The 26342-nt window shown below is 71.4% G+C and carries 31 protein-coding genes; 5 read left to right on the top strand and 26 right to left on the bottom strand.

Going from position 1 to position 26342, the window contains the following annotated elements:
• Positions 1 to 29 precede the first annotated feature (29 nt).
• The gene (locus FHX68_RS01675) at positions 30 to 974 is read right to left on the bottom strand and encodes a tetratricopeptide repeat protein (RefSeq protein ID WP_141380714.1); all 945 of its coding nucleotides are present in this window, start codon (positions 972 to 974) and stop codon (positions 30 to 32) included.
• On the bottom strand, positions 974 to 2713 hold the full coding sequence (locus tag FHX68_RS01670) for a DUF8094 domain-containing protein (RefSeq protein WP_244926823.1): 1740 nt from the start codon (positions 2711 to 2713) through the stop codon (positions 974 to 976). Before FHX68_RS01670 ends, FHX68_RS01675 begins: the two co-directional genes overlap by 1 nt.
• A 218-nt stretch (positions 2714 to 2931) precedes the next feature.
• Between FHX68_RS01670 and FHX68_RS01665 the strand changes: the two genes are divergently transcribed.
• The gene (locus FHX68_RS01665) at positions 2932 to 4011 is read left to right on the top strand and encodes an AI-2E family transporter (RefSeq protein ID WP_170214242.1); all 1080 of its coding nucleotides are present in this window, start codon (positions 2932 to 2934) and stop codon (positions 4009 to 4011) included.
• A 31-nt stretch (positions 4012 to 4042) separates the two neighbouring features.
• On the opposite strand, the gene FHX68_RS01660 is transcribed toward FHX68_RS01665, so the two are convergent.
• From FHX68_RS01660 to rpsB, 9 genes are all read right to left on the bottom strand, one after another.
• Entirely contained in the window at positions 4043 to 4759 is a 717-nt protein-coding gene (locus FHX68_RS01660) for an alpha/beta hydrolase (protein ID WP_141380712.1), read from the bottom strand.
• A 1-nt stretch (position 4760) separates the two neighbouring features.
• Complete coding sequence (locus FHX68_RS01655) at positions 4761 to 5042, bottom strand: hypothetical protein (RefSeq protein WP_141380711.1); 282 nt, start codon at positions 5040 to 5042, stop codon at positions 4761 to 4763.
• A 4-nt stretch (positions 5043 to 5046) separates the two neighbouring features.
• Positions 5047 to 5799 carry an aggregation-promoting factor C-terminal-like domain-containing protein gene (locus FHX68_RS01650; RefSeq protein ID WP_307723060.1) on the bottom strand — a complete coding sequence of 251 codons (753 nt, stop codon included), beginning with the start codon at positions 5797 to 5799 and terminating at the stop codon, positions 5047 to 5049.
• Between the two features lie 24 nt (positions 5800 to 5823).
• Entirely contained in the window at positions 5824 to 6390 is a 567-nt protein-coding gene (locus FHX68_RS01645; RefSeq protein ID WP_141380710.1) for a DivIVA domain-containing protein, read from the bottom strand.
• Entirely contained in the window at positions 6387 to 7418 is a 1032-nt protein-coding gene (locus FHX68_RS01640) for a phosphatidate cytidylyltransferase (RefSeq protein WP_141380709.1), read from the bottom strand. The genes FHX68_RS01645 and FHX68_RS01640 overlap by 4 nt, the downstream gene beginning before the upstream one ends.
• A 4-nt stretch (positions 7419 to 7422) precedes the next feature.
• Positions 7423 to 7977: a ribosome recycling factor gene (frr, locus tag FHX68_RS01635; RefSeq protein ID WP_141380717.1), complete on the bottom strand. Its 555-nt coding sequence runs from the start codon at positions 7975 to 7977 to the stop codon at positions 7423 to 7425.
• A gap of 56 nt (positions 7978 to 8033) precedes the next feature.
• Positions 8034 to 8753 carry a UMP kinase gene (gene pyrH / locus FHX68_RS01630; RefSeq protein ID WP_141380708.1) on the bottom strand — a complete coding sequence of 240 codons (720 nt, stop codon included), beginning with the start codon at positions 8751 to 8753 and terminating at the stop codon, positions 8034 to 8036.
• Positions 8754 to 8842: 89 nt separating this feature from the next.
• Positions 8843 to 9670, bottom strand: a complete 828-nt coding sequence (tsf, locus tag FHX68_RS01625; RefSeq protein WP_141380707.1) for a translation elongation factor Ts — start codon at positions 9668 to 9670, stop codon at positions 8843 to 8845.
• 91 nt (positions 9671 to 9761) lie between these two features.
• Complete coding sequence (gene rpsB, locus FHX68_RS01620; protein ID WP_141380706.1) at positions 9762 to 10703, bottom strand: 30S ribosomal protein S2; 942 nt, start codon at positions 10701 to 10703, stop codon at positions 9762 to 9764.
• Between the two features lie 340 nt (positions 10704 to 11043).
• Here rpsB and FHX68_RS15405 point away from each other — a divergent pair, with 340 nt between their 5' ends.
• On the top strand, positions 11044 to 11628 hold the full coding sequence (locus FHX68_RS15405) for a murein hydrolase activator EnvC family protein (protein ID WP_229661422.1): 585 nt from the start codon (positions 11044 to 11046) through the stop codon (positions 11626 to 11628).
• A gap of 11 nt (positions 11629 to 11639) precedes the next feature.
• Here the strand turns inward: FHX68_RS15405 and FHX68_RS01610 are convergent, their stop codons facing one another.
• From FHX68_RS01610 to FHX68_RS01565, 10 genes are all read right to left on the bottom strand, one after another.
• Entirely contained in the window at positions 11640 to 12242 is a 603-nt protein-coding gene (locus tag FHX68_RS01610) for a DUF3060 domain-containing protein (protein WP_141380705.1), read from the bottom strand.
• Between the two features lie 54 nt (positions 12243 to 12296).
• On the bottom strand, positions 12297 to 13196 hold the full coding sequence (locus tag FHX68_RS01605; RefSeq protein ID WP_141380704.1) for a tyrosine-type recombinase/integrase: 900 nt from the start codon (positions 13194 to 13196) through the stop codon (positions 12297 to 12299).
• Positions 13197 to 13236: 40 nt separating this feature from the next.
• A complete protein-coding gene (gene dprA, locus FHX68_RS01600; protein ID WP_141380703.1) occupies positions 13237 to 14580 on the bottom strand; it encodes a DNA-processing protein DprA in 1344 nt (447 codons plus the stop codon).
• The gene (locus tag FHX68_RS01595) at positions 14577 to 16109 is read right to left on the bottom strand and encodes a YifB family Mg chelatase-like AAA ATPase (protein ID WP_141380702.1); all 1533 of its coding nucleotides are present in this window, start codon (positions 16107 to 16109) and stop codon (positions 14577 to 14579) included. Before FHX68_RS01595 ends, dprA begins: the two co-directional genes overlap by 4 nt.
• Entirely contained in the window at positions 16106 to 16468 is a 363-nt protein-coding gene (locus tag FHX68_RS01590) for a YraN family protein (protein ID WP_141380701.1), read from the bottom strand. The genes FHX68_RS01595 and FHX68_RS01590 overlap by 4 nt, the downstream gene beginning before the upstream one ends.
• A gap of 102 nt (positions 16469 to 16570) precedes the next feature.
• The gene (locus FHX68_RS01585; protein WP_141380700.1) at positions 16571 to 16894 is read right to left on the bottom strand and encodes a DUF2469 family protein; all 324 of its coding nucleotides are present in this window, start codon (positions 16892 to 16894) and stop codon (positions 16571 to 16573) included.
• 23 nt (positions 16895 to 16917) lie between these two features.
• Positions 16918 to 17577 carry a ribonuclease HII gene (locus FHX68_RS01580; protein ID WP_141380699.1) on the bottom strand — a complete coding sequence of 220 codons (660 nt, stop codon included), beginning with the start codon at positions 17575 to 17577 and terminating at the stop codon, positions 16918 to 16920.
• A complete protein-coding gene (gene lepB, locus FHX68_RS01575) occupies positions 17574 to 18329 on the bottom strand; it encodes a signal peptidase I (RefSeq protein WP_141380698.1) in 756 nt (251 codons plus the stop codon). Before lepB ends, FHX68_RS01580 begins: the two co-directional genes overlap by 4 nt.
• Positions 18330 to 18514: 185 nt before the next feature.
• Positions 18515 to 18862 carry a 50S ribosomal protein L19 gene (rplS, locus tag FHX68_RS01570; RefSeq protein ID WP_141380697.1) on the bottom strand — a complete coding sequence of 116 codons (348 nt, stop codon included), beginning with the start codon at positions 18860 to 18862 and terminating at the stop codon, positions 18515 to 18517.
• Between the two features lie 170 nt (positions 18863 to 19032).
• The gene (locus tag FHX68_RS01565; protein ID WP_141380696.1) at positions 19033 to 19527 is read right to left on the bottom strand and encodes an MFS transporter permease; all 495 of its coding nucleotides are present in this window, start codon (positions 19525 to 19527) and stop codon (positions 19033 to 19035) included.
• Between the two features lie 52 nt (positions 19528 to 19579).
• Between FHX68_RS01565 and map the strand changes: the two genes are divergently transcribed.
• Positions 19580 to 20362: a type I methionyl aminopeptidase gene (map, locus tag FHX68_RS01560; protein ID WP_141380695.1), complete on the top strand. Its 783-nt coding sequence runs from the start codon at positions 19580 to 19582 to the stop codon at positions 20360 to 20362.
• A gap of 122 nt (positions 20363 to 20484) precedes the next feature.
• Here the strand turns inward: map and trmD are convergent, their stop codons facing one another.
• Genes trmD through rpsP form a run of 4 tightly spaced genes read right to left on the bottom strand, consistent with a single transcriptional unit; the run spans position 20485 to position 22552 of the window.
• Positions 20485 to 21198 (bottom strand): tRNA (guanosine(37)-N1)-methyltransferase TrmD, encoded by a 714-nt coding sequence (gene trmD / locus FHX68_RS01555; protein WP_141380694.1) that lies wholly within the window; start codon positions 21196 to 21198, stop codon positions 20485 to 20487.
• Position 21199: 1 nt separating this feature from the next.
• The gene (rimM, locus tag FHX68_RS01550) at positions 21200 to 21889 is read right to left on the bottom strand and encodes a ribosome maturation factor RimM (RefSeq protein ID WP_141380693.1); all 690 of its coding nucleotides are present in this window, start codon (positions 21887 to 21889) and stop codon (positions 21200 to 21202) included.
• A 1-nt stretch (position 21890) separates the two neighbouring features.
• Positions 21891 to 22121 carry an RNA-binding protein gene (locus FHX68_RS01545; RefSeq protein ID WP_141380692.1) on the bottom strand — a complete coding sequence of 77 codons (231 nt, stop codon included), beginning with the start codon at positions 22119 to 22121 and terminating at the stop codon, positions 21891 to 21893.
• 5 nt (positions 22122 to 22126) lie between these two features.
• On the bottom strand, positions 22127 to 22552 hold the full coding sequence (gene rpsP, locus FHX68_RS01540; RefSeq protein WP_141380691.1) for a 30S ribosomal protein S16: 426 nt from the start codon (positions 22550 to 22552) through the stop codon (positions 22127 to 22129).
• Between the two features lie 194 nt (positions 22553 to 22746).
• Here rpsP and FHX68_RS01535 point away from each other — a divergent pair, with 194 nt between their 5' ends.
• Positions 22747 to 23910: a glutamate--cysteine ligase gene (locus FHX68_RS01535; RefSeq protein ID WP_141380690.1), complete on the top strand. Its 1164-nt coding sequence runs from the start codon at positions 22747 to 22749 to the stop codon at positions 23908 to 23910.
• A 70-nt stretch (positions 23911 to 23980) separates the two neighbouring features.
• Positions 23981 to 24706: an SGNH/GDSL hydrolase family protein gene (locus tag FHX68_RS01530; protein ID WP_141380689.1), complete on the top strand. Its 726-nt coding sequence runs from the start codon at positions 23981 to 23983 to the stop codon at positions 24704 to 24706.
• Here the strand turns inward: FHX68_RS01530 and ffh are convergent, their stop codons facing one another.
• The gene (gene ffh, locus FHX68_RS01525) at positions 24707 to 26272 is read right to left on the bottom strand and encodes a signal recognition particle protein (protein ID WP_141380688.1); all 1566 of its coding nucleotides are present in this window, start codon (positions 26270 to 26272) and stop codon (positions 24707 to 24709) included.
• Positions 26273 to 26342: the final 70 nt, after the last annotated feature.

Below are 26342 nucleotides of genomic sequence, written 5' to 3'. Positions count from 1 at the left end.
GCAGCGCGGCCGGCGCGTCAGCACACGCGTCAGAACAGCAGGCTCGCGAGGCGCCCGCGCGCGCGGATGACCCGCGCATCGGCGTCGCCGACGAGCCCGAAGAGCTCCAGCAGGCGCTCGCGCACGGGAGCGCGCTCGTCGGCGGGAAGCTCGGCGAACAGATCCAGCAGACGCTCGAACGCGTCATCGACGTGGCCGCCGGCCAGGTCGAGGTCGGCGACGGCGAACTGCGCGTCGACATCGCGCGGCGCGGCGGCCGCGGCGGCGCGCGCCTCCTGCAGATCGAGGTGCTGCACGCGGTCGAGCAGTCGCACCTGGCCGAGACCCGCACGGGCCTGGTCGTCGCGGGGGTTCTCGGCCAGCGCCGCCTCGTACGCCGTCACGGCGCGGGCGTAGTCGCCCGCTTCAATCGCGTCGAACGCCTCCTGATGCAGCGGCGGCAGCGCCGGCTCGTCGGGCTCGGATGCCGAGGCATCCGCCTCTCCGCCCTCGCCGCGCGGGACGACACCCGTCACACCGTGTTGGGCCGCCAGCTGCAGCAGCTGGCCGAACACCTCGCGCACCTGCTCTTCGGGCACGGCACCGGTGAACAGCGGCACGGGCTGGCCGGCGACGAGCGCGACGACCATCGGGATCGACTGCGCGCGGAAGCCCTGCGCGAGCTGCGGGTTCGCGTCGACGTCGACCTTCGCGAGCACGAGGCGCCCGTCGAGCTCGGTGACGACCTTCTCGAGCACGGGGCTCAGCTGCTTGCACGGCCCGCACCACTCCGCCCAGAGGTCGACGACGACCGGCACGGTGCGGGAGAGCTCGAGCACCTGACCGAACGTCGCGTCGGTCACGTCGAAGACGAGCGAGGGGCTGCCGGATGCCGGCGCGTGGCCGGTCGGGGAGGCGGGAGCCGCGGCGCGCGAGCGCAGGGCCGACAGGTCGACGGCGCCGCGCAGCACGGCACCCGGACGGGGATCGCTCATCAGCTGACCACCTTCGATTGGAGGATGTTGGACGAGTACCCGAGGAGGCTGATGCGCTCCTTGGAGCTCTGAGACGGGACGAAGAAGAACAGCTGGTTCGCATACGTCGTCGTGAACCCGGTCGCCGACTGCGTCACACCGGTGAGCGTCTGCACGATGGGGTTGTTGTCGACCTTGATCACCGCGTCGGTGTTGGTCGGCACGACCGTGTCGATGTCGTCGACCGTCACGGCGACGATCGCGCCGGAGTCGAGGGTTGCGAGGGCGACCGGCTTCTGCGTCCCCGCGGTCGCCGCGAAGGTCAGAGACCCGGTCTGCGCGCCGGTCTGGTTGAAGTCGTTGAGGCGCTGCGTGCGGTTGGCGTCGAGCTGCGTCTGGAACGCGTCGTCGGCGGAGTCGAACAGCGCCGCATACTCGCTGCCGGTCCCCTTCGTCAGCACGTCGGCGTACGCGGCGGCGAGTCCATCGGGAGCGATCGCAAGGAACGGTGAATCGGCCGGGATCGGGATCGCGCCGACGTAGGCGGGGGCGAGGTTCAGCTCGGTGTCCGAGGTGAGCGTCGCGATCGAGGTGAGCTGGTACGGCGACCACGGGTCCTGCTGCGAGACGCTCAGGATCTGGTCGGCCGACTCGGCGCCGCCCTCGGTTCCCCCCGCGGCGACGGCGAAGAAGGTGCGCGGCCACTCGTCGTTCGCCTCGGGCAGGATCACCTGCAGGTCGCCGCTCGGAATGGCCGGAACAGCCGGCTCGTCGGCGATCGCGCCGCGGAGCGTGTAGTTGGTCTCCCGGACGGCCAGGGCGGTGCCGGCGAGGCGGACGGAGGCGGCGGTGGCGTCGCGCGCCTCGTCGGCGGCGGCGACCGCGGTCGAGATGCGACCGACGATCCGCTCGGCCTGCGTCTCGGTCACCACGGGGCTGCCCTGGTCGTCGGGCACGACGACGCTCGCGCTCGCCGAAGGTGTCGGGCTCGCCGCCGGCTGCGGCCAGGCATCCGGAGTGCACCCGGTGATCAGCAGCGCACCGGCCGCGACGAGCGGGAGGGCCACGAACGACTTCTTCCCCCGGGTGAGCCTGCGACGCGCGGTCGTGGCGCTGATGACGCCCTTGTCCGACCCTTCGACGGAGAGGTCGATCGGCTCGGTGACCGGGAGCGGCACGCCCTTGCGGCGGGGCCCGCGCGAGCGGCGCGCGTGCCGCACGCCGAGCACGTAGAGGACGAGACCGACCACGAGCAGGATCGATCCGCCGACGATCAGCGGACCGGCCCACGGCGTCGACGAGCGCACCGGCCACGTCAGGCTCAGCGAACGCGGAGCGGGCTCAACGCCGTCGGTGGCGACCAGCAGGCTCATGTCGGCGGGCAGCTGCAGCGGCGTGATGAGCACGTCCTTCTGCTGGAACTCGTCGAGCCACAGGTCGGAGCCGACCGGGGTGAGCGGGGCGGCGTCGGCCGCGGGCGGGTCGGCGGCGGCGATGGATGACGACGTGATCGCGCCATCGTCGACACCGACCTCGGTGTAGTCGGCGCGCGCGAGCCACGCCTTCATGTCGGCGGTGCGGGCGTAGGCGGCGAAGATCGTGCCGTCGCCCTGCACGCGCAGGTTCTGCGAGCCGTCGTGACTCGTGAGCACCGAGCCGTCGATCAGCACGTACGGCGCGTCGCCGGCGACCTCGATCGCCTGGCTCTGCGACTTCGGACCCTCGAAGATCGTGCGCTGGGCGATGCCCGCACCGATCATGAGAGCAGCCAGCACGAAAGCGGCCACAGCCCACACGAAACGCACGAATCACACCTCCCTGCGCTCCACGGCGGGGTCCGGGAGCACACACTCGACGTTCCAGACTAGCGAAATCGACCTGAGCGTGGACCGGGAGGCTGTCAAGCCCCGCGTGGGAACACGCCCGCGCCGCTAACGTGCGTAATCTGAGCACCGAACCGCCATTCCGAGGAGTCCGCGTGAAGCTGCAACAACCGTTCCGCACGGCCGTGATCGCCACGCTCGGCGTGGGCGTCGGCATGCTGATCATCATGAGCGTGCAGTCGCTGTCCACGATCCTGCTCTACGTCGGCACCGCCCTCTTCCTCGCGCTGGGTCTCGACCCGGCCGTGTCGTGGCTCGAGCGCAAGGGGCTCCCCCGCTGGGCGGCGCTGCTGATCACGTTCGCCGTGGTGCTCGCGGTGTTCGCCGGGATCATCCTCATCGTCATCCCCGTGCTCATCGGTCAGATCTCGCAGCTGGCCACGCAGATCCAGGGGCTCGTGGAGCGCATCGTCAACGGGTCGTGGAACCCAGTCGACGAGTTCAGCGCGTGGCTGCACGGCACCTTCCCGGCGCTCGACGTCGACAAGGTGTTCGGCTACATCTCCGACTGGTACAACAGCCTCGACTTCGGCCAGATCGGCTCGGTCGCCGGCAACACGATCCTCGGCATCGGCGCGGGCATTATCGCCGGTTTCACGGGCGCCCTGATCGTCCTGATCCTGACGATCTACTTCGCCGCCTCCACGCCGAACCTCAAGGTCGCCGTCGCGCAGCTCGTGCCCGCCTCCAAGCGCGCGCGCTTCGTCGATCTCGCCGACCAGATCACCGCGTCGGTCGGCTACTACGTCATGGGGCAGGTGACCCTCGGCGTCATCAACGGGGTGCTGAGCGCGATCTTCCTGACGATCATCCAGGCGCCCTTCCCCGCGGTGCTCGCCGTGATCGCGTTCTTCTTCTCCCTGATCCCGCTCGTCGGAACGCTCACGGGTTCGACGATCATCGTGCTCGTCTGCCTGATCCCCGGGCTCGGGTCGCCGCGGACGGCGCTCGTCGCCCTCATCTACTACGCGATCTACATGCAGGTCGAGGCGTACATCCTCTCCCCGCGCATCATGAACCGCGCCGTCTCGGTGCCGGGCGCCGTCGTCGTCATCGCGGCCCTCGCCGGCGGTTCGCTGCTGGGTCTGCTCGGCGCGCTCGTCGCGATCCCGGTGGCGGCGAGCATCCTCATCATCTACCGACAGGTGATCGTCCCGCGGCAGAACGAGCGCTGAGCGGCGGCTGAGCCGCTGCTGAGTAGGAGCCCTACGCGTCGCCGTCCCAGTCGGTCGGCAGCGGCAGAGCGTCGGGGTTCACGGCCGCGACGATCTCGGTGAGCACCCGCCGGGTCTGACTCTCCCCCACCCACAGGTGCTTGCCGCCCTCGACGGCGATCACCGTCGCCTGCGGCACCGCCGCGAAGCGCTCGCGCGCCTCGTCGGGGCGCAGATAGTCGTCGAACTCGGGCACGACGACGACCATCCGCCGCCCGTCGCCCGCCCACGCCGCGACCTCCTCGTCCGTGGCCCGGTGCAGCGGCGGCGAGAGCAGGATGACGCCATCGACGTCGTGGTCCCTGCCGTACTTCAGGGCGAGCTCCGTGCCGAACGACCAGCCCACGAGCCAGGGCCGGGGCAGCGCACGCTCGCGCACCAGGTCCATCGCGGCGGCGACGTCGAAAGCCTCCGCCTGACCCCCGTCGAAGGCGCCCTCGCTCGTGCCGCGCGGCGAGGTGGTGCCGCGGGTGTTGAAGCGGAGCACAGCGAGATCGGCGAGGGCGGGCAGGCGCGCCGCCGCCTTGCGGAGGATGTGCGAGTCCATGAACCCGCCCGCGGTGGGCAGCGGATGCAGGGTCACGAGCGTCGCGACGGGGTCGCCGCGCTCGGGCAGGGCGAGCTCGCCGACGAGCGTCAGGTCGTCGAGCGTGTGCAGCTCGATCTCTTCGCGCCGTGCCGGCAGCAGCACCGGTCCGCGGATCTCCATGTCAGCCGATCCTCCAGCAGTTCGTGTGCCAGTGCCGACGCGCGGCGAGGTCGGCGGCGTCGCCCAGCACGCCATCGGCGCGCCACACCACCACGTGCGCGACACCGGGTGTGACGTCCCGCCCGCATCCGGGGCAGGTGTAGGTCTTCTGCGCCGACGCGGCGCTCACAGGCTGCACCGTCCAGGTGACGCCGCGGCGCGTCTCGGTGCGCTTCCAGCCGGCCAGAAGGCGGCCGAGCGAGTCGTCTTCGGGCTCGCGACGACGACGGTTCGCGCGAGGCATCCGATCAGTACCAGCCACTTGACTGCGAATGCCCCCACGCGCCGCACGGGGTGCCGTAGCGGCCGGAGATGTAGCCGAGGCCCCACGCGACCTGGGTCGCCGGGTTCGTCTCCCAGTCGGCGCCGGCGGAGGCCATCTTGTTGCCCGGGAGGGCCTGAGGGATGCCGTAGGCACCGCTGCCGGAGTTGTAGGCGTTGACCCGCCAGCCCGACTCCTTGCTCCACAGAGCCACGAGGCACGCGAACTCCTCGTCGCCCCAGCCGCGCTCCTGCACCATCGAGTAGGCGACCGCCTGGGCGGTGCCCGGGTCGGGCGAGACGAAGGGCGGGGTCCACGCGGCCGACGCCGTCGAGGACTCTTCGACAGCCGTCGGTGTCGGCGTGGGCGTCGGCTTCGGCGCGACGTAGACCGTGTAGACCATGCCGTCTCGGCCGAGCGACACGCTCTGGTCGCTGCGCGCCAGGTACGACTGGGCGTCGGCGATGGTGCCGGCGTAGAGCGAGAGCGGGTCGAGCTCGGCGGCCTCGGCCTGCGTGGTCGACGCGCTCAGCGGACCGATGTACGCGACACCGAAGGCCGCGACCGCGAACAGGGCGAAGACGCTCATGACGCCGCGGCGCCGCGACCAGCGCGGCGCGGGCGCAGCCGCACGCGCGGGCGTGCTGCGCAGGGCAGTGCTGCGCAGGGCAGTGCTGCGCAGGGCGGGCGGCGAACTCGTCGGGTCGGCCGCGGGTGTCAGCTCGGCGTCGGAAGTCACAGTGCGACGAGTCTATCGGCCCCGTCACACGACGGCGAGCATCACCTCGACGACGGCGTCGAGCACCGCGTCGACCTGCGCCTCGCTGTAACCGCGGCGCTGCATGCGGAACGCGACGGACCGCACCTGGTCGACGGTGACGGGCTCACCGTCCTCGAGGAACCGGGCGATCTTGTCAGCGACGAGGTCCACCTCGTCGATGCGGTAGCCGTAGCGCAGCAGCCCGACCCGGCGGAAACGGTGCCGCTTGGGCCGTGTCAGCCGGTCGAGCACCTCCTGCGCGAGCTTGCGCGACTGACCCACCCAGGCGCGGGCACCGGCCCGGCCGAGCGCGTGCTCACGCTCGCGCGCCGCGAAGGCATCCTCGATCCGGCCGAGGGCCGCGTCGACGGCGGCGATCTGGTAGCCGTGCCGGACGAGCGGGAACGCCACCGTGCGCACGGTGGTCGCGTCGACATCGGTCTGATCGGGTGACTCGAACGCCGCCCGGGCACGCACGAGGAACGCGTCGACGTCCTCGGCGCGGTAGCCCTTCTGGCGGCCCGTGGCGCGCGGGAAGGGGACGGTTTCGGTCGCGGTCTGAACGGTCATGCACCCACCAAGCCCACCAGGGGAGAGAACAGGAAATACAGCGCCAGCGCGGCGCCGGCGGAGGGGAGGATCGAGTCGAGACGGTCGAGCACGCCGCCGTGTCCGGGCAGCCACGAGCTCATGTCCTTGATGCCCAGGTCGCGCTTGATCATCGACTCGCCGAGATCGCCCACCGTCGCGCAGCCGAGGATCACGACGCCGAAGACGAGGCCGACCCACCACGGCGCCCGCAGCACGAACATCGTGTAGAGCACGGCCGCGATCGTCGTGGCGAGGGCTCCCCCGGCGAAGCCCTCCCAGGTCTTCTTCGGGCTGATCCGCGGGGCCATCGGGTGCGAGCCGAAGGCCAGCCCGCTCGCGTAGGCGCCCGTGTCGGCCGCGACGACGACGATGAGCATGCCGAGCACCCACAGCTCACCCTGGTCCTGGCGCAGCAGCACGAGGGCGAGCGAGGCGAGGAAGGGCAGGTACAGCGGCACGAAGCCGGTGACGAGGATGTCGGTGAGCACATCGCCGTAGCGGCGCCCATCACGGGCGGCCATCTGCGCGAGCATCCGCCACACGATCACGGCGGCGACGCACGCGAAGGTGATCACCCAGTGCGTCCAGTGGCCGAGGAAGAACCCCGACAGCATGATGATCGCCCCGGCGACCAGCTGCGGCACGACGTCGATCCGGCGTCCTGCGGCCTCCAGCGCCCGGGCGAACTCGAACACGCCGAGCAGGCACACCAGCAGGGCGAAGATGAGAAACAGCCACTTCACGAACAGCAGCGAGGCGAGCACCACCGCGCCCACGGCGAGGCCGATGAGGATCGCCATGAGGAGGTTCCGGCCGGTGCGCTCGTTGATGCGGTCCTGCACCTGCTCGAAATCCGCGCGGGCGCGATCGAACTGCTGCTCGAACTCGCTGCGCGCCGCGCGCACGTGATCGTGGAACGCCGAGGAGTTGTCGGCCTGCCGACGGGCCTCCCCCCGGCTGAGGGGGGTGTCCTCGCCCGCGGCGGGTTCGCCGGAGGGATCGGTCATCGCCTCACACCTCGAGAAGTTCAGCCTCTTTGCGCTTGAGTGCCTCGTCGATCTCGTCGACGTGCGCGCGGGTGATCTGGTCGAGCTCCTTCTCGGCGCGCACGAGGTCGTCCTCGCCGACGTCGCTCTTCAAGGCATCCAGTTCGTCCTTGGCCTTGCGGCGGATGCCCCGGAGGTGCACCTTCGCGTCCTCGCCCTTCGTGCGGACGAGCTTGACGTACTCCTTGCGGCGCTCGGCGGTGAGCTCGGGCATCGTGACCCGCACGAGGTTGCCGTCGTTGGTGGGGTTCACGCCGAGGTTCGGGATGTCGCGGATCGCCTGCTCGATCGCTTTCAGCGCCGACTTGTCGTACGGCGTGACGACGAGCGTGCGCGCCTCGGGGGCGTTCAGCGAGGCGAGCTGCGACAGCGGCGTGGGAGAGCCGTAGTAGTCGACCATCACCTTCTGGAACAGCTGGGGGTTGGCGCGTCCCGTGCGCACGGTCGCGAAGTCGTCCTTCGCGGCCTCGACGGCGCGGTCCATGCGTGCGGACGTGTCGGCCAGGGTCTCGGCGATCACGGTCACTCCATTCGTTGTTGCGTCGGGGAAAGTCTAGTGCGGGGAGGTGGCGCCGCTCAGACGGTGACGAGCGTGCCGATCCGCTCGCCGAGGAGCGCGCGGGTCACATTGCCGGCCGGCTCCATGCCGAACACGCGCATATCGATGCCGTTGTCCATGCAGAGGCTGAAGGCGGTCGAGTCGACGACCTTGAGACCGCGCTGCAGGGCGTCCTGGTAGGTGATCTCGTCGATCTTGGTGGCCGAGGCATCCTTGTTCGGATCGGCCGTGTACACGCCGTCGACGCCGTTCTTGGCGACGAGCACCTCGTCGGCGCCGATCTCGAGGGCGCGCTGGGCGGCGACGGTGTCGGTGGAGAAGTAGGGCAGGCCCGCCCCAGCGCCGAAGATCACGACGCGGCCCTTCTCGAGGTGCCGCTCGGCACGGCGCGGGATGTACGGCTCGGCGACCTGGGTCATCGAGATCGCGGACTGCACGCGCGTGGCGGCACCCGCCTGCTCGAGGAAGTCCTGCAGGGCGAGAGCGTTCATGACGGTGCCGAGCATGCCCATGTAGTCGGCGCGCCCGCGGTCCATGCCGCGCTGGCTGAGCTCGGCGCCGCGGAAGAAGTTGCCCCCGCCGACGACGATCGCGACCTCGACGCGGTCGACCGCCGCGGCGATCTCTCGCGCGATCTGTCCGACGACGTCGGGGTTGACGCCGAGCTGGCCGCCCCCGAACGCCTCTCCGGACAGCTTCAGCAAGACGCGGCGGCGTCCGGTGTTCTCATCGATCACGGGGGGTTCCTCTCGTCGGGATGCAGACTATCGAAGCCGGCAAGGGAAAGGGGTCCGCATCCTCGCGAATGCGGACCCCCGGAAGCGACTTACGCGCCGACCTTGAAGCGGGCGAAGTCGGTGATCGTGATCCCGGCATCGTCAGCGACCTTCGCGACGGACAGCTTGTTGTCCTTCGCGTAGTCCTGGTCGAGCAGGGCGACCTGCTTGAAGAACGCGTTCACGCGGCCCTCGACGATCTTCGGCAGGGCAGCCTCGGGCTTGCCCTCGTTGCGGGAGATCTCGGTGACGATCTCGCGCTCCTTCTCGACCTCGTCCGCGGGAACGTCGTCACGCGAGAGGTAGGTGGGGTTGGCGAACGAGATGTGCTGCGCGATCGAGCGCGCGGTCTCGGCGTCGTCGCCCGTGTAGACGAGCACCACGCCGACCTGCGGGGGCAGGTCCTTGCTGGTCTTGTGCAGGTAGATCTCGAACTTGTCGCCCGAGAGCGTGCGCACGCGACGCAGTTCGACCTTCTCGCCGATGATGGCGGCCTCGTCGGAGATCAGCTCTGCGACGGTCTGGTCGCCGGCGGGGGCGGCGAGGGCCGCCTCGACCGAGTCGGCGTCGACGGCGGCGGCCGCCTCGAGCACCTTGTCGGCGAGCGCGATGAAGCGCTCGTTCTTCGCGACGAAGTCGGTCTCGGTGTTCAGCTCGATGATGGTGACCTTGTCGCCGTGGGCGACCGCGGTCACGAGGCCTTCGCTGGTCGACCGGTCGGCGCGCTTGGCGTTGCCCTTCGCGCCCTTCAGGCGCAGGATCTCAACGGCCTTCTCGAGGTCGCCGTCGGCCTCCTCGAGCGCCTTCTTGGTGTCGACCATGCCCGTGCCCAGCTGCTCGCGCAGCGTCTTGATGTCGGCGATGGTGAAGTTTGCCATGGGTGGTGGCTCCTTGAATCGTGGTGAGTGGATGACGGTGCGGGATCGCCGCGCAGGGCGACGATCCCGCACCGGGAAAGGGGTGTGAGCCTTACTCGGCGGCGACGGCCGCGGCGTCGCCTTCGGCCTTCGCCTCGGCGCCCGCCTCGTCGGCGGCCGACTCGGTGGCGATGGTCTCGACCTCGGCGACGTTCTCGACGACCTCGGCCTCTTCGGCCGCGGCCTCGGTCGCGTCAGCGACCTCGGCGGTGTTCGCCGACGACTGGTCGGCCGAGCCCTGCTCGAGCAGCTCGCGCTCCCAGTCGGCGAGCGGCTCGGCCTCGGTGGCCTCGTCGGTCGGGTTGTGGCGCTGGATGAGGCCCTCGGCGGCGGCGTCGGCGATGATGCGGGTGAGCAGGCCCACCGAGCGGATCGCGTCGTCATTGCCCGGGATCGGGAACTGGAACTCGTCGGGGTCGGCGTTCGTGTCGAGGATGCCGATCACGGGGATGCCGAGCTTCTTGGCCTCGTCGATGGCGAGGTGCTCGCGCTTGGCGTCGACGACCCAGATCGCCGAGGGCGTCTTCTGCAGGTTGCGGATGCCGCCGAGCGACTTGTGCAGCTTGTCGAGCTCGCGCTTCTTGAGGAGGAGCTCCTTCTTGGTGAAGCCCGAGTCGGCGGGGTTGTCGAAGTCGAGCTCCTCGAGCTCCTTCATGCGCGCGAGGCGCTTGGACACCGTCTGGAAGTTGGTGAGGAGGCCACCGAGCCAGCGCTGGTTGACGTAGGGCTGGCCGACGCGCGTCGCCTGCTCGGCGATGACTTCCTGGGCCTGCTTCTTGGTGCCGACGAACAGGACCGTGCCGCCATGGGCGACGGTCTCGCGGACGTACTCGTACGCCTTGTCGATGTAGCCGAGCGACTGCTGCAGGTCGATGATGTGGATGCCGGAGCGCTCCGTCAGAATGAAGCGCTTGACTTTCGGGTTCCACCGGCGGGTCTGGTGTCCGAAGTGCACGCCGCTGTCGAGCAGCTGGCGAATGGTGACGACGGCCATGGCCGTTCTCCTTTGTTCTGGGTTCATGCTCGGCCGGTCGGCCGATGCTCCTGGTGCCCGGCGCACACCCGCTCCCCGCCGGAGCGGTGAGACCTCAGGGTGTGGATGCCACGCGACCGGATGTGATCCGGCACGCGCTCTGGGCACGCGTAGTCACCCCGACGAGCGGGGTGCGACTTCCAGTGTATCAGCCGGCGCCCTCTGCGGCGGGTCATCGGCGGGCGCCCCTCCCCAGCACTTCCTGCTCGGCGCCTCCTCCCCAGCGCGTCGATCCGCGGATCCGTCCACAGATCCGCCGAATGCCCGCGCATCCCTCCGGCGACGGCGGGACAGTGAGGGGGTGAATCCACGAGGAGCCCGGCGGTCTCGCCACCCCGCGCGCGGGGCGCTGCACGCGGTCGTCGTGGTCGCGCTGCTCGTCGCGGCGCCGGCGGCGGCCTCGGCATCCACCGCCGCTCCGCCGTCGTCGCCTTCGGAGGCGTTCGCCGCGGCGACGGAGCCGGCGCTCGCGGGCTGGCAGTGGCCGGTCGAACCGCCGCGCATCATCGCCGCGTTCGTCGCCCCGCCGCACCCGTACGGGCCTGGCCACCGAGGGATCGATCTCGCCGCACCCTCCGGCACCGAGGTGCACGCGCCCGCCGCCGGGACGATCGCGTTCGTCGGCGCGGTCGCCGGGCGCGGCGTCGTGACGATCGACCACGGCGACGGTCTCGTGACCACCCTCGAGCCGGTGGCCCTCGGCACGGCCGCGCGGGTCGCGATCGGCGACGCGGTCGCGGCCGGGGACGTCGTCGGCGTGGCGGATTCCGGGGGCCACACCCCGTTCGGCGCGGTGCACTTCGGAGTGCGCCGGCACGGCGAGTACATCAACCCGATGCTGCTGCTCGGAAGTGTGCCGCGGGCCGTGCTGCTGCCCTGTTGCTGAGACCGGCGGCGTCAAGACCCGGGATAGGTGTTGCTCTCGCCGGCGACCGTGACGGAGCCGACGGACGCCGCGTCGACGGTGTTGCTGTTGCCCGTGATGCGGAGCGACCCTACCTCGCCCGTGACGGCGAGGGTGTTGCGGTCGCCGCGGACGGTCACGCTGCCCGCGAGGGTCGCGTCGACGCGGTTCGCCTGGCCTTCGATCGTCACGGCCGACACCTCGCTCGCGGTGATCGTGTTGCCTTCGCCGCGGACGGTGACGCCCGGGGCGGTCGCCCCGCCCGCGGTGCCGTCGGTTCCGGCACCGTCCAGCCGCACCGTCAGCGTCGATCCCTGCACCACGATCTGCCCGCAGTCACCGGAGACGACGTAGGCGCTACCCTCCCCCGCGATCGTCGCGGTGCCGCCCGCGCAGGCGACCGCCGTCTCGGCGGCGCCGGTTCCGGTGCCGCCCGAGGCGTCGGGCGAGGCGGGCGTGACGCCGGGCGTCGCCGACGACGTGGCCGGTGAAGTGGGCAGCACGGTGAGGCGCGGCTCGGGACTGTCGGTGCACGCCGTGGTCAGCAGAGCGGCGAGCGCGAGCGCGACGGTGATCGGGGCGTGCCGGTTCTTCATCACAGCAGGCTAACCCGGTCTGTGCGCTCGTCGTCCCGCCGCAGGCCGAGCATCTCAGGCGCGCGGATGGGCGAGCCGGTAGGCGGCAGTCAGCTTCTCGGAGGAGACGTGCGTGTAGATCTGAGTGGTGCCGAGGCTCGCGTGGCCGAGGAGCTCCTGCACGGTGCGGAGGTCGGCCCCGCCGTCGAGCAGATGCGTGGCGGCGGAGTGGCGCAGCGCGTGCGGTCCGATGGTGTCGGCGCCGACGGCGGGGGCGAGCGCGCGCGAGACGATGTCGTAGGCGGCGCGCGTGCCGAGCCGTCCGCCGCGCGCGCCGAGGAAGAGCGCGGGGCTGCCCGCGCCGCGGGCGGCGAGGGCCGGGCGCGCTCGGGTGAGGTAGCTGTCGAGGGCGTGCGCGGCGGCGGCGCCGTAGGGCACGATCCGCTCCTTGGACCCCTTGCCGACGACGCGGATGGTGTGCCGACCGCGGTCGAGGTCGTCGAGGTCGGCGCCGCACAGCTCCGCGACGCGGAGCGCGGCGGCGTAGAGCAGTTCGAGCACGGCGGCGTCGCGCAAAGCGATCACGTCGCCGTCCGCCGCGCGCGCCGAGGCGGCGGCGAGCACGTCGTCGAGCGTGCCGGCGGTAGCGACGTGGGGCAGTGCGCGTCCGCGCTTGGGGGCGACGAGCCGCACGGTGGGGTCGGTCTCGACGAGCCCCGCCTCGAGCGCCCAGGCGAAGAACCCGCGCACCGAGGCCGTGCGCCGGGCGATGGTCGTGCGCGCGTCGCCGCGCTCGGTCGCCCGCCACAGCCAATCGCGCAGCAGCTCGAGATCGACCTCGGTCACCTCGACGTCGCCGGCGACGGCCGCGAGGTCGCGCAGGTCGGCGGCATACGCCCGCACCGTTGCCGGGGAGAGCCGGCGCACGCTCGACAGCTGCGTCGCATACGCCTCCGCCGCCTCCGTCACCCGCACTCCCCCAGCATGCCGCGCGGGAGGACCCCCGGTGCGCCCGTCACCAGAGTGTCGCCGCCTCCGCCCGCGCGTGGCCGGTGCGCGGCGACGGCCCGGACCTCGGGCCGGACCTCGGCGCCCCGGCGCTCGGTTCAGCGCTCGGCGCGTCGGCGGCACGCTGCACCCACCCGGTCGCCCTCCGCGCGGCGAGGCCCTCGAGTTCGAGCAGTCCGAGCAGGGCGGCCGCCTGGTCGACAGTGAACCCGGCGCGCCGAGCGACGTCGTCCGTCGTGCGCGCGCGCCGGGTGCTCAGGGCATCGAGCACCCGCGTCCGCTCGCCGGTGTACGCGCCCGCCGCCGCGCCCCGGTCGTCGACCGCCGTCACGGGGCACCCGTCGCCGATCAGCTCGCGGACGTCGTCGGCCCCCGTGACGCAGATCGCGTCGCCCTCGCGCAGCAGGCGGTGGCATCCCATCGACGTCGCGCTCGTGATCGGGCCGGGGACGACCCCCAGCGGACGACCGATCTGCTGCGCGTGGTGGGCGGTGTTGAGCGACCCGCTCCGCCACCCGGCCTCGACCACGACGGTCGCATCGCTAAGCGCCGCGATCAGCCGGTTGCGCGCCAGGAAGCGATGCTTCGTCGGCGCGGTGCCGCACGCGACCTCGGCGATCACCGCGCCGGCACCGGCACCGGCGATCCGCTCGATCAGTTCGAGGTTGCCGGACGGGTACGGGCGGTCGACACCGCCGGCCATCACGGCGACCGTCGCGCCGCCCACCGACAGCGCGGCGCGGTGCGCGGCGGCGTCGATGCCGTACGCGGCCCCCGAGCAGACGACCGTGCCGGTGGCGGCGCACTCGGCGGCGAGCTCCGCGGCGACGTGCTCGCCGTAGGACGACGCCGCCCGCGCCCCGACGATCGCGACCGCTGCTCTCGCGCTGCTGAGCGCCTCCGGCGCGCCGCGCACCCATAGGCAGAGCGGGGCGTGCGGCCCGAGGTCGTCCACGCGGCCCGGCCAGGCGGTGTCCTCGGGTGTGATCAGCAGCGCGCCCGAGCGGCGCGCCACGGCGAGTGCCGCCGGGGCACCGCCGAGCCGAGGCATCCACCGTGAGTACCCCTGCGCGAGGTCTCCCGCGTCGAGCCCGGCTTCCGCCGCGGCGGCGGTCGCGCTCGCCCGCGCGCTCCCCGGAGTCGTTCCGGCCGCCGCGGCGAGCACCCCGTCCAGGGCCGGCGCCGCGCCGAGCGCGCCCACGAGCGCGCCCGCGACGCGGTCTCCCGGCTCGACGAGCGCCGACCACACCGCGCGGGCGAAGGCGGTGACGATGTCCGCGTCGTCGGATGCCTCGACGAGCGGTCCCAGCTCACGCCGAGCCGCCCGGGGCGAGAGGTCGATTCCGCTCATGCCCGGGCCCCCCGTTTCAGGTACAGCGCCCGCCCGATGTCGGAGACCTCGAGTCGGTCGCGCCCGGCCAGGTCGGCATTCGACCACGCCACTCTCAAGACGCGGTCGAAGCCTCGGAGCGTCAGCGCCCCGCGCTGCAAGGCATCGTCGAGCGGGCGGCGCACCGCCGGTTCGGGGGCGAGCGGCCCGTCGCGCAGCCATGATCCGGCGACCTCGGCGTTGGTCCGCCACGGGGTGCCGTGCAGCCGCCGCGCCGCGCGGGCACGCGCCGCGACGACGCGCTCGCGTGCCTCCGCCGTCGTCACCCGGCTGCCGTCGCCGCTCCGCAGCCGCGCGACGGCGACCCGCTGCAGCGACAGCTCGATGTCGATGCGGTCGAGGAGCGGCCCGGACAGCTTGCCGAGATAGCGCCGGATCGCGAGCGACGGACACCGGCACTCCGCGCGCGGCACGCCGTAGTTGCCGCACGGGCACGGGTTCGTCGCGAGCACCAGCTGGAATCGGGCGGGGAACACGGCGCGAAACCCCGCACGGTGGATCTCGATGCTCCCCGATTCGAGAGGTTGGCGGAGCGCGTCGAGCGCGTGCGCGCCGTACTCGCCGGCTTCGTCGAGGAAGAGCACGCCGCCGCTCGCGCGGGCGATGGCCCCCGGCCGCACGGTGCGGCTGCCGCCGCCGATGAGGGATGCGACGCTGGCCGAGTGATGGGGCGCCTCGAACGGCGCGATGCGGTCGAGACGGGTGACGGGCAGCCCCGCGAGCGAGCGCAGCGACGCGGCCTGCACGGCGGCGGCATCGTCGAGATCGGGCAGGATGCCGGGCAGACGCCGGGCGAGCATCGTCTTCCCCGCCCCCGGCGGCCCGCTCATCAGCAGATGATGGCCGCCCGCGGCGGCGACGATGAGCGCGTCGACCGCGTCGCTCTGGCCGATGACGTCCTCGAGGTCGGGCGTCGCCTCTGCGGTCGCCGCCTCGAGCGTCGCGAGGGGCACCGGCTCGACCTCCACGGGATCGACGTCGAGACCGTGCCGGCGCATCACGTCGCGCAGCGAGGCCGCACCGAACACCTCGACCCCCGGCACGAGCTCCGCCTCGGCGCGGTTGGCGTGCGGCACGACGACACGCCGCACCCCCGCCCGCGCCGCCGCGGCGACGGCAGGGAGCACCCCCGGCACCGGCCGCAACCGGCCGTCGAGCCCCAGTTCGCCGATGTGCGCCGTCTGCAGCAGAGACGCGGCATCCATCGGCGCCTCGGTGGCGAGGGCCGCGACGGCGATCGCGAGGTCGAGACCCGATCCGTGCTTGGGGAGGCTCGCCGGCGACAGGTTGACGGTGAGCTTGCGCCGCGGCAGCGGCAGATCGCTGTTCGCGCACGCGTTGTGCACCCGCTGGTGCGCCTCGCCCACGGCCTTGTCGGCGAGGCCGATGATCACGAACGCGGGGGTCTGGTTCGACAGGTCGGCCTCGACCTCCACGAGGTCGCCGTGCAGCCCCGTCAGCACGACGCCCCACGTGCGCCCGACGGTCATGCCAGGCCCTCGAGGTGCTCGAGCACGGCGGTGGCGGGATCGTCACCGGTGATCCCGACGACGTCGATGCGCAGGCGGCGGTGCCGCGAGGCATCCGGGTGTGCCGCCGCCCACGCGCAGGACAGGCGCCACAGCCGGTCACGCTTTCGCCGGTCGACCGCCTCGAACGGATGCCCGTAGGCGGCGCTCCGGCGCGTCTTCACCTCGACCACGACGAGATCGGCGCCACGGGCGGCGACGATGTCGAGCTCCCCCGCGGCGCAGCGCCAGTTGCGATCGAGCACGGTGTAGCCGAGGTCTCGAAGGTGTGACGCGGCGCGTTCCTCGCCCGCACGCCCCCGCACGTCTTTGTCTGCCATGCAGGCATGGTGCCCGCCCCGGCACCGCGGGAAGGGGCCGGATCCGGGATCCGTGGACAGATCCCGAAGATCGCCACCTGGGGAGGAGGCGGCGAACCGCGCTCAGTTGTCGAGCGAGAGCTCCTCGGGCAGCTGGAAGTCGCGCCGCTGCAGCTCCTCGACGTTGACGTCCTTGAACGTCAGCACCCGCACGCTCTTGACGAACCGGTCGGCGCGGTAGATGTCCCACACCCACACGTCGGTCATCGAGATCTCGAAGTAGAAGTCGTGCTCGGTGTCGCGGCGCACGACGTTGACGTCGTTGGCGAGATAGAACCGTCGCTCGGTCTCGATCACGTACTGGAACTGCGACACGACGTCGCGATACTCCTTGTACAGGGCCAGTTCGAGTTCGCGGTCGTAATCCTCGAAGACTTCGTCATCCATGGTGGATCCAGTCTAGGCGTGCGTCAGAAGAGCGTCGGCGCGTCGGCGATCGCCCACGAGGCGCGGTGGTGGGGGCTCAGCCCGTGCGAGCGGATCGCGGCGCGGTGCTCGGCGCTCGCGTATCCCTTGTTGCGCGCCCACTGATATGCCGGCGCCTCGTCGTGGAGGCCCACCATCAGGTCGTCGCGCGCGACCTTGGCGAGCACCGACGCCGCGGCGGCCGACGCGCAGTCGCGGTCGGCTTTGATGACCGGCTGTACGCGCAGCCCCGTGCCGCCGGCGGGGGTGATGTAGTCGTGGTTGCCGTCGAGCAGCACGATCGCGTCCTCGGGCACCACGCCGAACGCGCGGAGTTCGGCGATCGCGCGGAGCGCGGCGAGCCCGAGCGCGCGGATGATCCCGACCTCGTCGATCTCGGCGGCGCTCGACCAGCCGACGGCGGATGCCTGGACCCACGCCGCGGCGCGCTCGGCGACCGCCGGGCGGTGATGGGCGGCGACGAGCTTCGAGTCGCGCAGGCCTTCGGGAACGCGGCGACGCGCGCGCGGGGCATCCACCGCCACCGCGCCGACCGCCACGGGACCTGCCAGCGCGCCCCGGCCGACCTCGTCGCACGCGATCACGAGGGTGTGCTCGCGCAGCAGCCGCCGCTCGAGGGTGAGCTTCGGGACGGCGACGGTCATCCGTCCGCCTCGGGCACACCCTCGAACACGGCGTGGTGGGTGTCGATCGGGCCGAACCGCGACAGCGGCCAGGTGATGAGGAACGCCCGGCCGACGACGTTCGCGAGCGGCACGAAGCCGTGCGAGGGCTGGTCCATGTTGTAGCGCGAGTCGCGCGAGTGGTCGCGGTTGTCGCCGAGCACCCACAGCGACCCCTCGGGCACCGTCACGTCGTAGGGCACCACCTGCGGGGCGTTCTGCCCCTCGGCGAGGTCGAGGTAGGGCGTCTCGTCGATGGGGGTGCCGTTGACCTCGACCTGGCCGAGCTGGTTGCAGCACACGACGTGATCGCCCGCGACGCCGATGATCCGCTTGATGAGATGGTCCTCGCTGTCGGGCGCCGAGATGCCCACGAGCGACATGAGCCAGTCGAACGACTCCACGAGGGGGCCGCGGTCGGGCGTCGTCGTGACCGGCAGCCAGCCGCCCGGATCGCGGAAGACCACGACGTCGCCGCGGTCGTAGCCGGAGAACCGCGGCGTCAGCTCGTCGACGAGGATGCGGTCCTTGATCATCAGGGTCTGCTCCATCGACCCCGAGGGGATGTAGAACGAGCGCACCAGAAAGGTCTTGATGACGAACGAGACCAGCACAGCCACCACGACGATGACGAGGATGTCGCGCAGGAGCGCCCAGACGCCGCGCCCACGCCGACGGCGCCGCCGCGGGATGAGCTCGTCCGGGCCGGCGGCCGTGGCGTTCTCCGAGGTCATTCGCGTCCTTCTCGCAGGCGCACCGCTCCTCGGTCCGCGCACCCTCAAGGGTCGCACATCCCGGGGCCCGGAACGCACCGCGCCACGGCTCCGGCGCTCGGCGGATTCCGCTCCGGGAATGCGAAAGCCCCGGTCGGCGGGATGCCGGACCGGGGCTGTCGGGAGTCGGGCTGTGCCCGCGCGCGTCAGTTGTCGCGCTTCTCCTTGATCTTGGCCTTCTTACCGCGCAGCTCGCGCAGGTAGTAGAGCTTCGCGCGACGCACGTCACCGCGGGTGACGACCTCGATGTGGTCGATCACCGGCGAGTGCACCGGGAAGGTGCGCTCGACGCCCACCTGGAAGCTGATCTTGCGGACGGTGAAGGTCTCGCGCACACCGTCGCCGGAGCGACCGATGACGACACCCTGGAACACCTGCACGCGCGAACGGCTGCCTTCGGTGATGTTCACGTGCACCTTGACGGTGTCACCGGGGCCGAACGCGGGGACGTCGGAGCGGAGCGAGGCCGCGTCGACGGAGTCGAGGATCTGCATGATCGTCACTTCCTGCGACCGCCACAGGTCGACCGCGAGAGATAAGGGAAAAGGTGGTGTGTGCCCGAGGCGCCGGATCCCGTCGCCGTGCTCCCCTGTGGCAGAGCCTGGTCAGGGCACAAACAGCCATTCTGCCATGGATGCCACGGCACGCCAAAACCGCGGCAGGGTCACAGGGCCGAGGCCGCGCCGTTCTCGCGGACGACGATGACCTCGGCATCCGTCGCCGTATCGGGCCGGGCCACCGGCGGCGGCACATAGCCGACCCCCGCGGGCGTGCGCAGGAGCGTTCCGGCGGGGCGCGCCTCGCGCCAGAGCCGGCGGAAGGCCGCCACGAGCGCGGCGACGCCGACGATCACGGTGACGACGAACAGCGCCCACCACCACGGGTTCGAGAAGACGCCGAGGGCGACGATCAGCACGTTCCAGCCGCCGATCAGGGCGAGGTCGGTCCACGAGACCGCCTGCTCGGTGCGCGCGGTCGGCCGCGCGCGGACGAGGAGCGTCAGGATCAGCTGCCCGATCAGCACGATCGGCGCGGAGAGCAGAACCCAGAGGAGCGACAGCGGGTTGGCGCCGAAGACGATCCAGCCGATGAACAGCCATAGGGGCAGCACGAATGCCGCCGGTATCAGCCACCGGAAGAACCCACTGCGCAGTGCCATGTCCCCGATGGTACGCCGATCCACCAGAATGGAAGCTGAGGAAAGGATCACGATGATCGAGCTGCGTACCCCTGCCGAGATCGATGCGATGCGTCCCGCGGGCCGCTTCGTGGCGGAGGTGCTGACGACGCTGCGCGCCGACACCCGCGTGGGGACCAACCTGCTCGCCATCGACAAGCGCGCGCACGAGATGATCCGCGCCGCGGGCGCCGAGTCGTGCTACATCGACTACCACCCCTCGTTCGGCGCGAGCCCGTTCGGCAAGGTCATCTGCACCTCGATCAACGACGCCGTGCTGCACGGCCTCCCCCATGACTACGCGCTCCGCGACGGCGACCTCGTCTCGCTCGACTTCGCCGCCTCGGTCGACGGCTGGGTCGCCGACTCGGCGGTGTCGTTCGTCGTCGGCACGCCGCGCGACGAGGACCTCGCGCTCATCGACACGACCGAGCGGGCCCTGGATGCCGCGATCGGCGCGGCCGTCGCGGGCGGGCGGATCGGCGACATCTCGCACGCGATCGCCGAGGTCGCCCACGCCGACGGCTACTCGATCAACACCGACTTCGGCGGCCACGGGGTCGGACGGGTGATGCACGGCGATCCGCACGTGCCCAACGACGGCAAGCCGAACCGCGGGTATCCGCTGCGGGCGGGACTCGTCGTCGCACTCGAGCCGTGGTTCTTGCAGACGACCGACGAGCTCGTGACCGACCCCGACGGCTGGACCCTCCGCAGCACCGACGGCTCGCGCGGCGCGCACGCCGAGCACACCGTGGCGATCACCGCCGACGGGCCGATCGTGCTCACCGACCGGTCGTTCCTCGGCGTCGACTGAGTCGCGCGGAGCGGCCACCCGCCCGTTTCGCATCACCGAGGCAGGAGAAATCACCGACGCAGGACGGTTCGGGCCCCGCACGTCCTGCGTGCGTGATTTCTCCTGCGTCCGTGACGTGGGCGTCAGGCGAGGAGGTCGGGGCGGCGCTCGCGGGTGCGCTCGAGCTGCTGCTCGTGGCGCCACTGCGCCACCCGGCCGTGGTGGCCGCTCAGCAGCACCTCGGGCACGTCGTAGCCGCGCCACGACGCGGGCTTCGTGTACGACGGATATTCGAGCAGCCCGTCCTCGTGGGATTCCTCGACGAGGCTCTCGGGGTTGCCGATGACCCCCGGCACGAGGCGGCCGATCGCCTCGATCATGGCCATCGCGGCGACCTCGCCGCCGTTGAGCACGTAATCGCCGAGGCTGATCAGGCGCACCCGGCCGCGGGTCGCGGCATACGAGAACACGCGCTCGTCGATGCCCTCGTAGCGGCCGCAGCCGAACACGAGGTGCGGCTCGGCGGCAAGCTCTCGCGCGGTCGCCTGCGTGAACCGCTCCCCCGCCGGCGACGGGAACACGAACAGCGGCCCGGTGGTCGGGTCCGCGGCATCCGGGTCCGCCGACGGCGCGCCGGCGATCTCGTCGATGACCTCGCCCCATGGCTCCGGCTTCATCACCATGCCGGCGCCTCCGCCGTACGGCGTGTCGTCGACGGTGCGGTGACGGTCGTGAGTCGCATCGCGCAGGTCGTGCACGCGAATGTCGAGGATGCCCGCCCCGCGCGCCTTGCCCACGAGCGACACCTCGAGCACGTCGAAGAACGCCGGGAAGATCGTGACGACGTCGATGCGCATGTCAGCCCTCGGAGCGGCCGGGCGCCTCGGATGCCCCGGATCCGGACGATTCCTCGGATCCGGCATCCACCACCGCGTCCGCGGCATCCTCCGCCGCCGCGTCCGCGGCATCCGCCTCATCGGCGAGCTCCGGCTCGTCGTCCGGCAGCGGTTCGAACAGGCCGGGCGGCGGCGTCACGACGACGCGCCCGCCGGCGACGTCGACCTCGGGCACGATCGCGGCGACGAAGGGCACCAGCACTTCGCCGTCGGAGCCCGTGGGGCGGACGGCCAGGAGGTCCTGGGCGGGCAGGTGGTCGACGCGGATGACGCGCCCGGCGACCTCGCCGTCGCGCACCACGTCGAGGCCGACGAGCTGGTGGTCGAACCAGGCGTCATCCTCGGCGGGGGCGCTCTCGTCCTGATCGATCCACAGGATCGCGCGCACGAGCGACTCGGCGCCGTCGCGGTCGTCGACGTCGTCGAAGAAGACGACGGGGTGCGAGTTCATCCACCGGAACTCGCGAACGGTCACCGTCTTGCCGTGCCAGGGCGAGGCCACCGGCACCTGCAGGGTGAAGACGGTCCCGGGCATGAAGCGCCCGTCGGGGTCGTCGGTGTACAGCTCGAGCTTCAGGGCGCCCTTCAGGCCGTGGGCCTTGACGAGACGCCCGACGCGCAACTGCGTGCGCGCGGCTTCGGCGGCTGCCATCTCAGTCGTCCGCGACGTCGACGCGCGCACGCGTGCCGTCGGCGAGGGCGGAGACGAGCGTGCGCAGCGCCTTCGCGGTGCGTCCGCCGCGCCCGATCACCCGACCTCGGTCATCGGGGTGCACGCGCACCTCGAGGACGTCACCGCGAGGTGACGTGGAGGAACGGATGACGACGTCGTCCGGGTGATCGACGATCCCCTTGACGATGTGCTCGAGCGCGGCGGACAGCACCGTGATTACTCGGCGTCGGCCGCGGCGTCGTCGGCCGCGGGGGCCTCGTCGGCGTCGGCGGCGGGCGCCTCGACCTTCTTCTCGGCCTTGGGCTTGATGACCGACTTTTTGGCCGAGTCGGCCTGGAACTCTTCCTTCTCGCCGGCGACCTTCACCGTCGAGACGGCGTTCTTGTCGCCCTTGAAGGTGCCCCAGTCGCCCGTGAGCTTCAGCAGCGCGGCGACCTGCTCGGTCGGCTGCGCGCCGACGGAGAGCCAGTACTGCGCACGCTCGGAGTCGACCTTGATGATCGAGGGCTCCTCGGTGGGGTGGTACTGACCGATCTCCTCGATGACGCGACCGTCGCGCTTGGTGCGCGAGTCGGCGACGACGATGCGGTAGTAGGGTGCACGGATCTTGCCGAGGCGCTTGAGACGGATCTTGACAGCCACAATTCTCCTGATTGGTGTGGAAAGTGATGAACGTCGCCTGGAGCGTGGGGTGCACACCCGGCGGGAGCTCTGCGGTGGACCCACCCCGCTGGATAGAGGGTCGAGCGGGTGGTCCAACGGTCTATTTTGCCAGAACATGACGGATGCCGCGAACCGAGCGCTCCGCACGGCGCGCGCCGTGTCAGACTGACGCCATGACGGTGCCCTTCGCGACATCCGCGCGCTCCTCCGTGGGGCTCGAGTGGGAGCTCATGCTGGCCGACCCGCAGACGGGCGACCTCGTCGGCCGAGCGCCCGAGTTCCTCTCCGAACTCGAGGAGCGCACCGAGCTCGAGCGCTACACGGTCACCGGCGAGCTGCTCACCAACACGATCGAGGTCACGAGCGGCATCGGCGACACCGTCGCCGCCGCCGTCGACGACATCGGCGACGCGATCGCGCAGGTGCGCTCGCTGACCTCGCCGCGGGGCATCGAGCTGCTGTGCGCGGGCAGTCATCCGTTCGCGCAGTGGTACGACCAGCAGGTCACCGACAAGACCCGATACCACACGCTCATCGAGCGCACGCAGTGGTGGGGCCGCAACATGATGATCTGGGGCATCCACGTGCACGTGGGCGTGGAGGACGTCAACAAGGTGCTCCCGATCATCGGCGCCCTGGCGACCTATCTGCCGCACCTGCAGGCGCTGTCGGCGTCGAGCCCGTTCTGGGCGGGCGATCGCACGGGATACGCCTCGAACCGGGCGCTGGTGTTCCAGCAGCTGCCCACAGCGGGTCTGCCGTGGCCGCTCGAGGACTGGGCGCAGTACGAGGGCTACCTCGACGACATGGTGCGCACCGGCGTGATGGACGACGCCACCGAGGTGCGCTGGGACATCCGTCCCGCCCCGCGCTGGGGCACGATCGAGGTTCGGGCCTGCGACGGCATGTCGACGCTGCCCGAGCTCGCCGCCGTCGCGGCGCTCGTACAGGTGCTCGTGGAGCACTTCTCCCGCGAGCTCGACGAGGGCCGCACCCTCGAGCACCTGCAGCCCTGGTTCGTGCGCGAGAACAAGTGGCGTGCCGCCCGATACGGCCTCGACGCGCGCGTCATCGTCGACCGCGCCGGCACGCAGCGGCCCGTGCTCGATCATCTGGCGGAGACCGTCGAGCGGCTGCGGCCGATCGCCGAGGAGCTGCACTGCGCCCGCGAATTCGCCGGTGTCGAGCGCATCGCCGCGCAGGGCGCGAGCTACGCGCGTCAGCTGGCGGTGGCGGATGCCTCGGACGGCGACCTGCGCGCCGTCGTGCACCACCTCATCCGCGAGTTCCGCGAAGGCCCCTCGTTGCGCGAGCACCTGTCCGACCCGGCGGTCTGAACCCGTCCGCGTAGAGCGGCGGCAGAGATTCACGGCGCAGACCTAGACATCCGCGCGTAAGGTGCCGACCATGGCACGTCCGCGCGCAGGTCGCCGTCTCCCGTCGCGCCTCGCGTTCTCGCTCTCGGCGGGTGCCGTCCTCGTCACCGCGCTCTTGGTGACCGCGTGCTCCCCCACCCCTGCGCCGGTCTTCTCCGCGCCGAGCCCCACTCCCGCCGCCTCCTCGCACGGCGCGCACCGGCTCCGCGTCGTGACGATCGGCGACTCGCTGATGTCGGGCTACGGTCTCGATCTCGGCCAGGCGTGGCCGACACTCGTCTCGAACAAGGCGCACGTATCGATGACGAGCCTCGCCTGCGGCGGCATGGGCTTCGTCGTCTCGGGCGACTGCGGCACACCGTACTCCGGTCTCGTCCCCGCCCTGGCCGCCCTCCAGCCCGACATCGTCATCGTCGAGTCGTCGAGCAACGACTTCGGCGAAGACCCGGAGGACGTCCGTGCGCAGACCCTCACGACCGTCGAGGAGATGCGCGATGCGGCCCCGGGCGCGCGGATCATCGGCCTCAGCACGATCTGGAACGACGAGACCGACACCCCCGACGAGGTGGGGTCGACCTCCGACGACCTGAGCATCGCCGTGACCCTCGTCGGCGGCACCTTCATCGACGTGGGTCAGCCCCTCGCCGGACACCCCGACTGGATGCAGGACGACGACGTGCATCCGACCGCGCGCGGTCAGGAGGCGATCGCGCAGACCGGGCTCGGCAAGCTCAGCGACGCGGGAGTGCCCGGCTGATCAGCCCTTGCCGAAGAGCTTCTGGATCTGCGCGAGGTCGGCCTCGCTCGGCTGCGCCCCGGCGCCCGCTCCCCCGCCCAGGCCGAAGCCCGAACCGGTCGGCGCGGTCTGCGAGGCCGCCGCGATGCCGGCGTTCTCCGCGGCGCGCTTGGCCGGGTTTCCCGACCGCGAGCCGCTCGCCTTCTTCTGCTTGGCGCCGCGCTTGGCCGACGCGCCCGGCTTGCCGCCGAGCGACCCCATGCCGGGGATCGAGGGCACGCCGCCGCGCGCGACGGTCTTCATCATCTTCGCGGCCTGGTCGAACCGCTGCACGAGCTGGTTGACGTCGGTCACGGTCATCCCCGAGCCGCGAGCGATGCGGAGGCGACGCGAGCCGTTCAGGATCTTCGGGTTCCGGCGCTCGCCGGGCGTCATCGACCGGATGATCGCCTCGGTGCGGTCGATCTCCTTGTCGTCGAAGTTCTCGAGCTGCTGCTTCATCTGGCCCATGCCCGGGAGCATCCCGAGCATCTTCTTCATCGAGCCCATCTTCTTCATCTGCTGCAGCTGCTCGAGGAAGTCCTCGAGGGTGAACTGCTCGGTCGCGAGCTTCTCGGCGACCTTGCGTGCTTCCTCTTCATCGAACGCCTGCTGCGCCTGCTCGATCAGAGTGAGGATGTCACCGAGGTCGAGGATGCGGCTGGCCATGCGGTCGGGGTGGAAGGCCTCGAGGTCATCCAACCCCTCACCCGTCGAAGCGAAGATGATGGGGCGACCGGTCACCGAGGCCACCGACAGGGCCGCGCCACCGCGGGCGTCGCCGTCCAACTTGGAGAGCACGACGCCGGTGAAGTCGACTCCGTCCTGGAAGGCCTTGGCCGTGTTCACGGCGTCCTGACCGATCATCGCGTCGATGACGAACAGCACCTCGTCGGGATCGGTGGCCTTGCGGATGTTCGCCGCCTGCTTCATGAGCTCGGCATCCACGCCGAGCCGGCCGGCGGTGTCGATGATCACGACGTCGTGCTGCTGGCGCCGCGCGGTCTCGACGCCGTCACGGGCGACGCGCACGGGGTCGCCCGCGCCGTTACCCGGCTCGGGCGCGTAGATGGCGGCACCGGCCTGCTGCGCGACGACCTGGAGCTGGTTGACGGCGTTCGGACGCTGGAGGTCGGCGGCGACCAGAAGCGGCGTGTGACCATCCTTTTCGAGTTGCTTGGCGAGCTTGCCGGCGAACGTCGTCTTGCCCGAGCCCTGGAGGCCCGCGAGCATGATCACGGTCGGCGCGGTCTTGGCGAACCGCAGGCGGCGCTGCTCGCCGCCGAGGATCGCAACGAGCTCCTCGTTGACGATCTGCACCACCTGCTGAGCGGGGTTGAGCGCCTTGTTGACCTCGTCGCCGAGGGCGCGCTCGCGCACCTTCGCGGTGAAGTCCTTGACGACCACGAGCGCGACGTCGGCATCGAGCAGCGCGCGCCGGATCTCGCGGACCGTGCCGTCGACGTCGGCGGGCGTGAGCTTGCCCTTCGTGCGGAGGTTGCGGAAGGTCTCTGTCAGCCGATCGCTGAGGGTGCCGAAAGTCGCCATGATGGCTCGATTCTACCGTCGCGGCTCGCCGCCTCAGCGACCGGCCGGGCGGCGACGTCAGCCACCGTTC

This window comes from Microbacterium lacticum (genome assembly GCF_006716815.1).
GTDB lineage: Bacteria > Actinomycetota > Actinomycetes > Actinomycetales > Microbacteriaceae > Microbacterium > Microbacterium lacticum.
The sequence above is the reverse complement of the archived record's forward strand: the minus strand, read 5'-3'. Positions and strand labels throughout refer to the sequence as shown.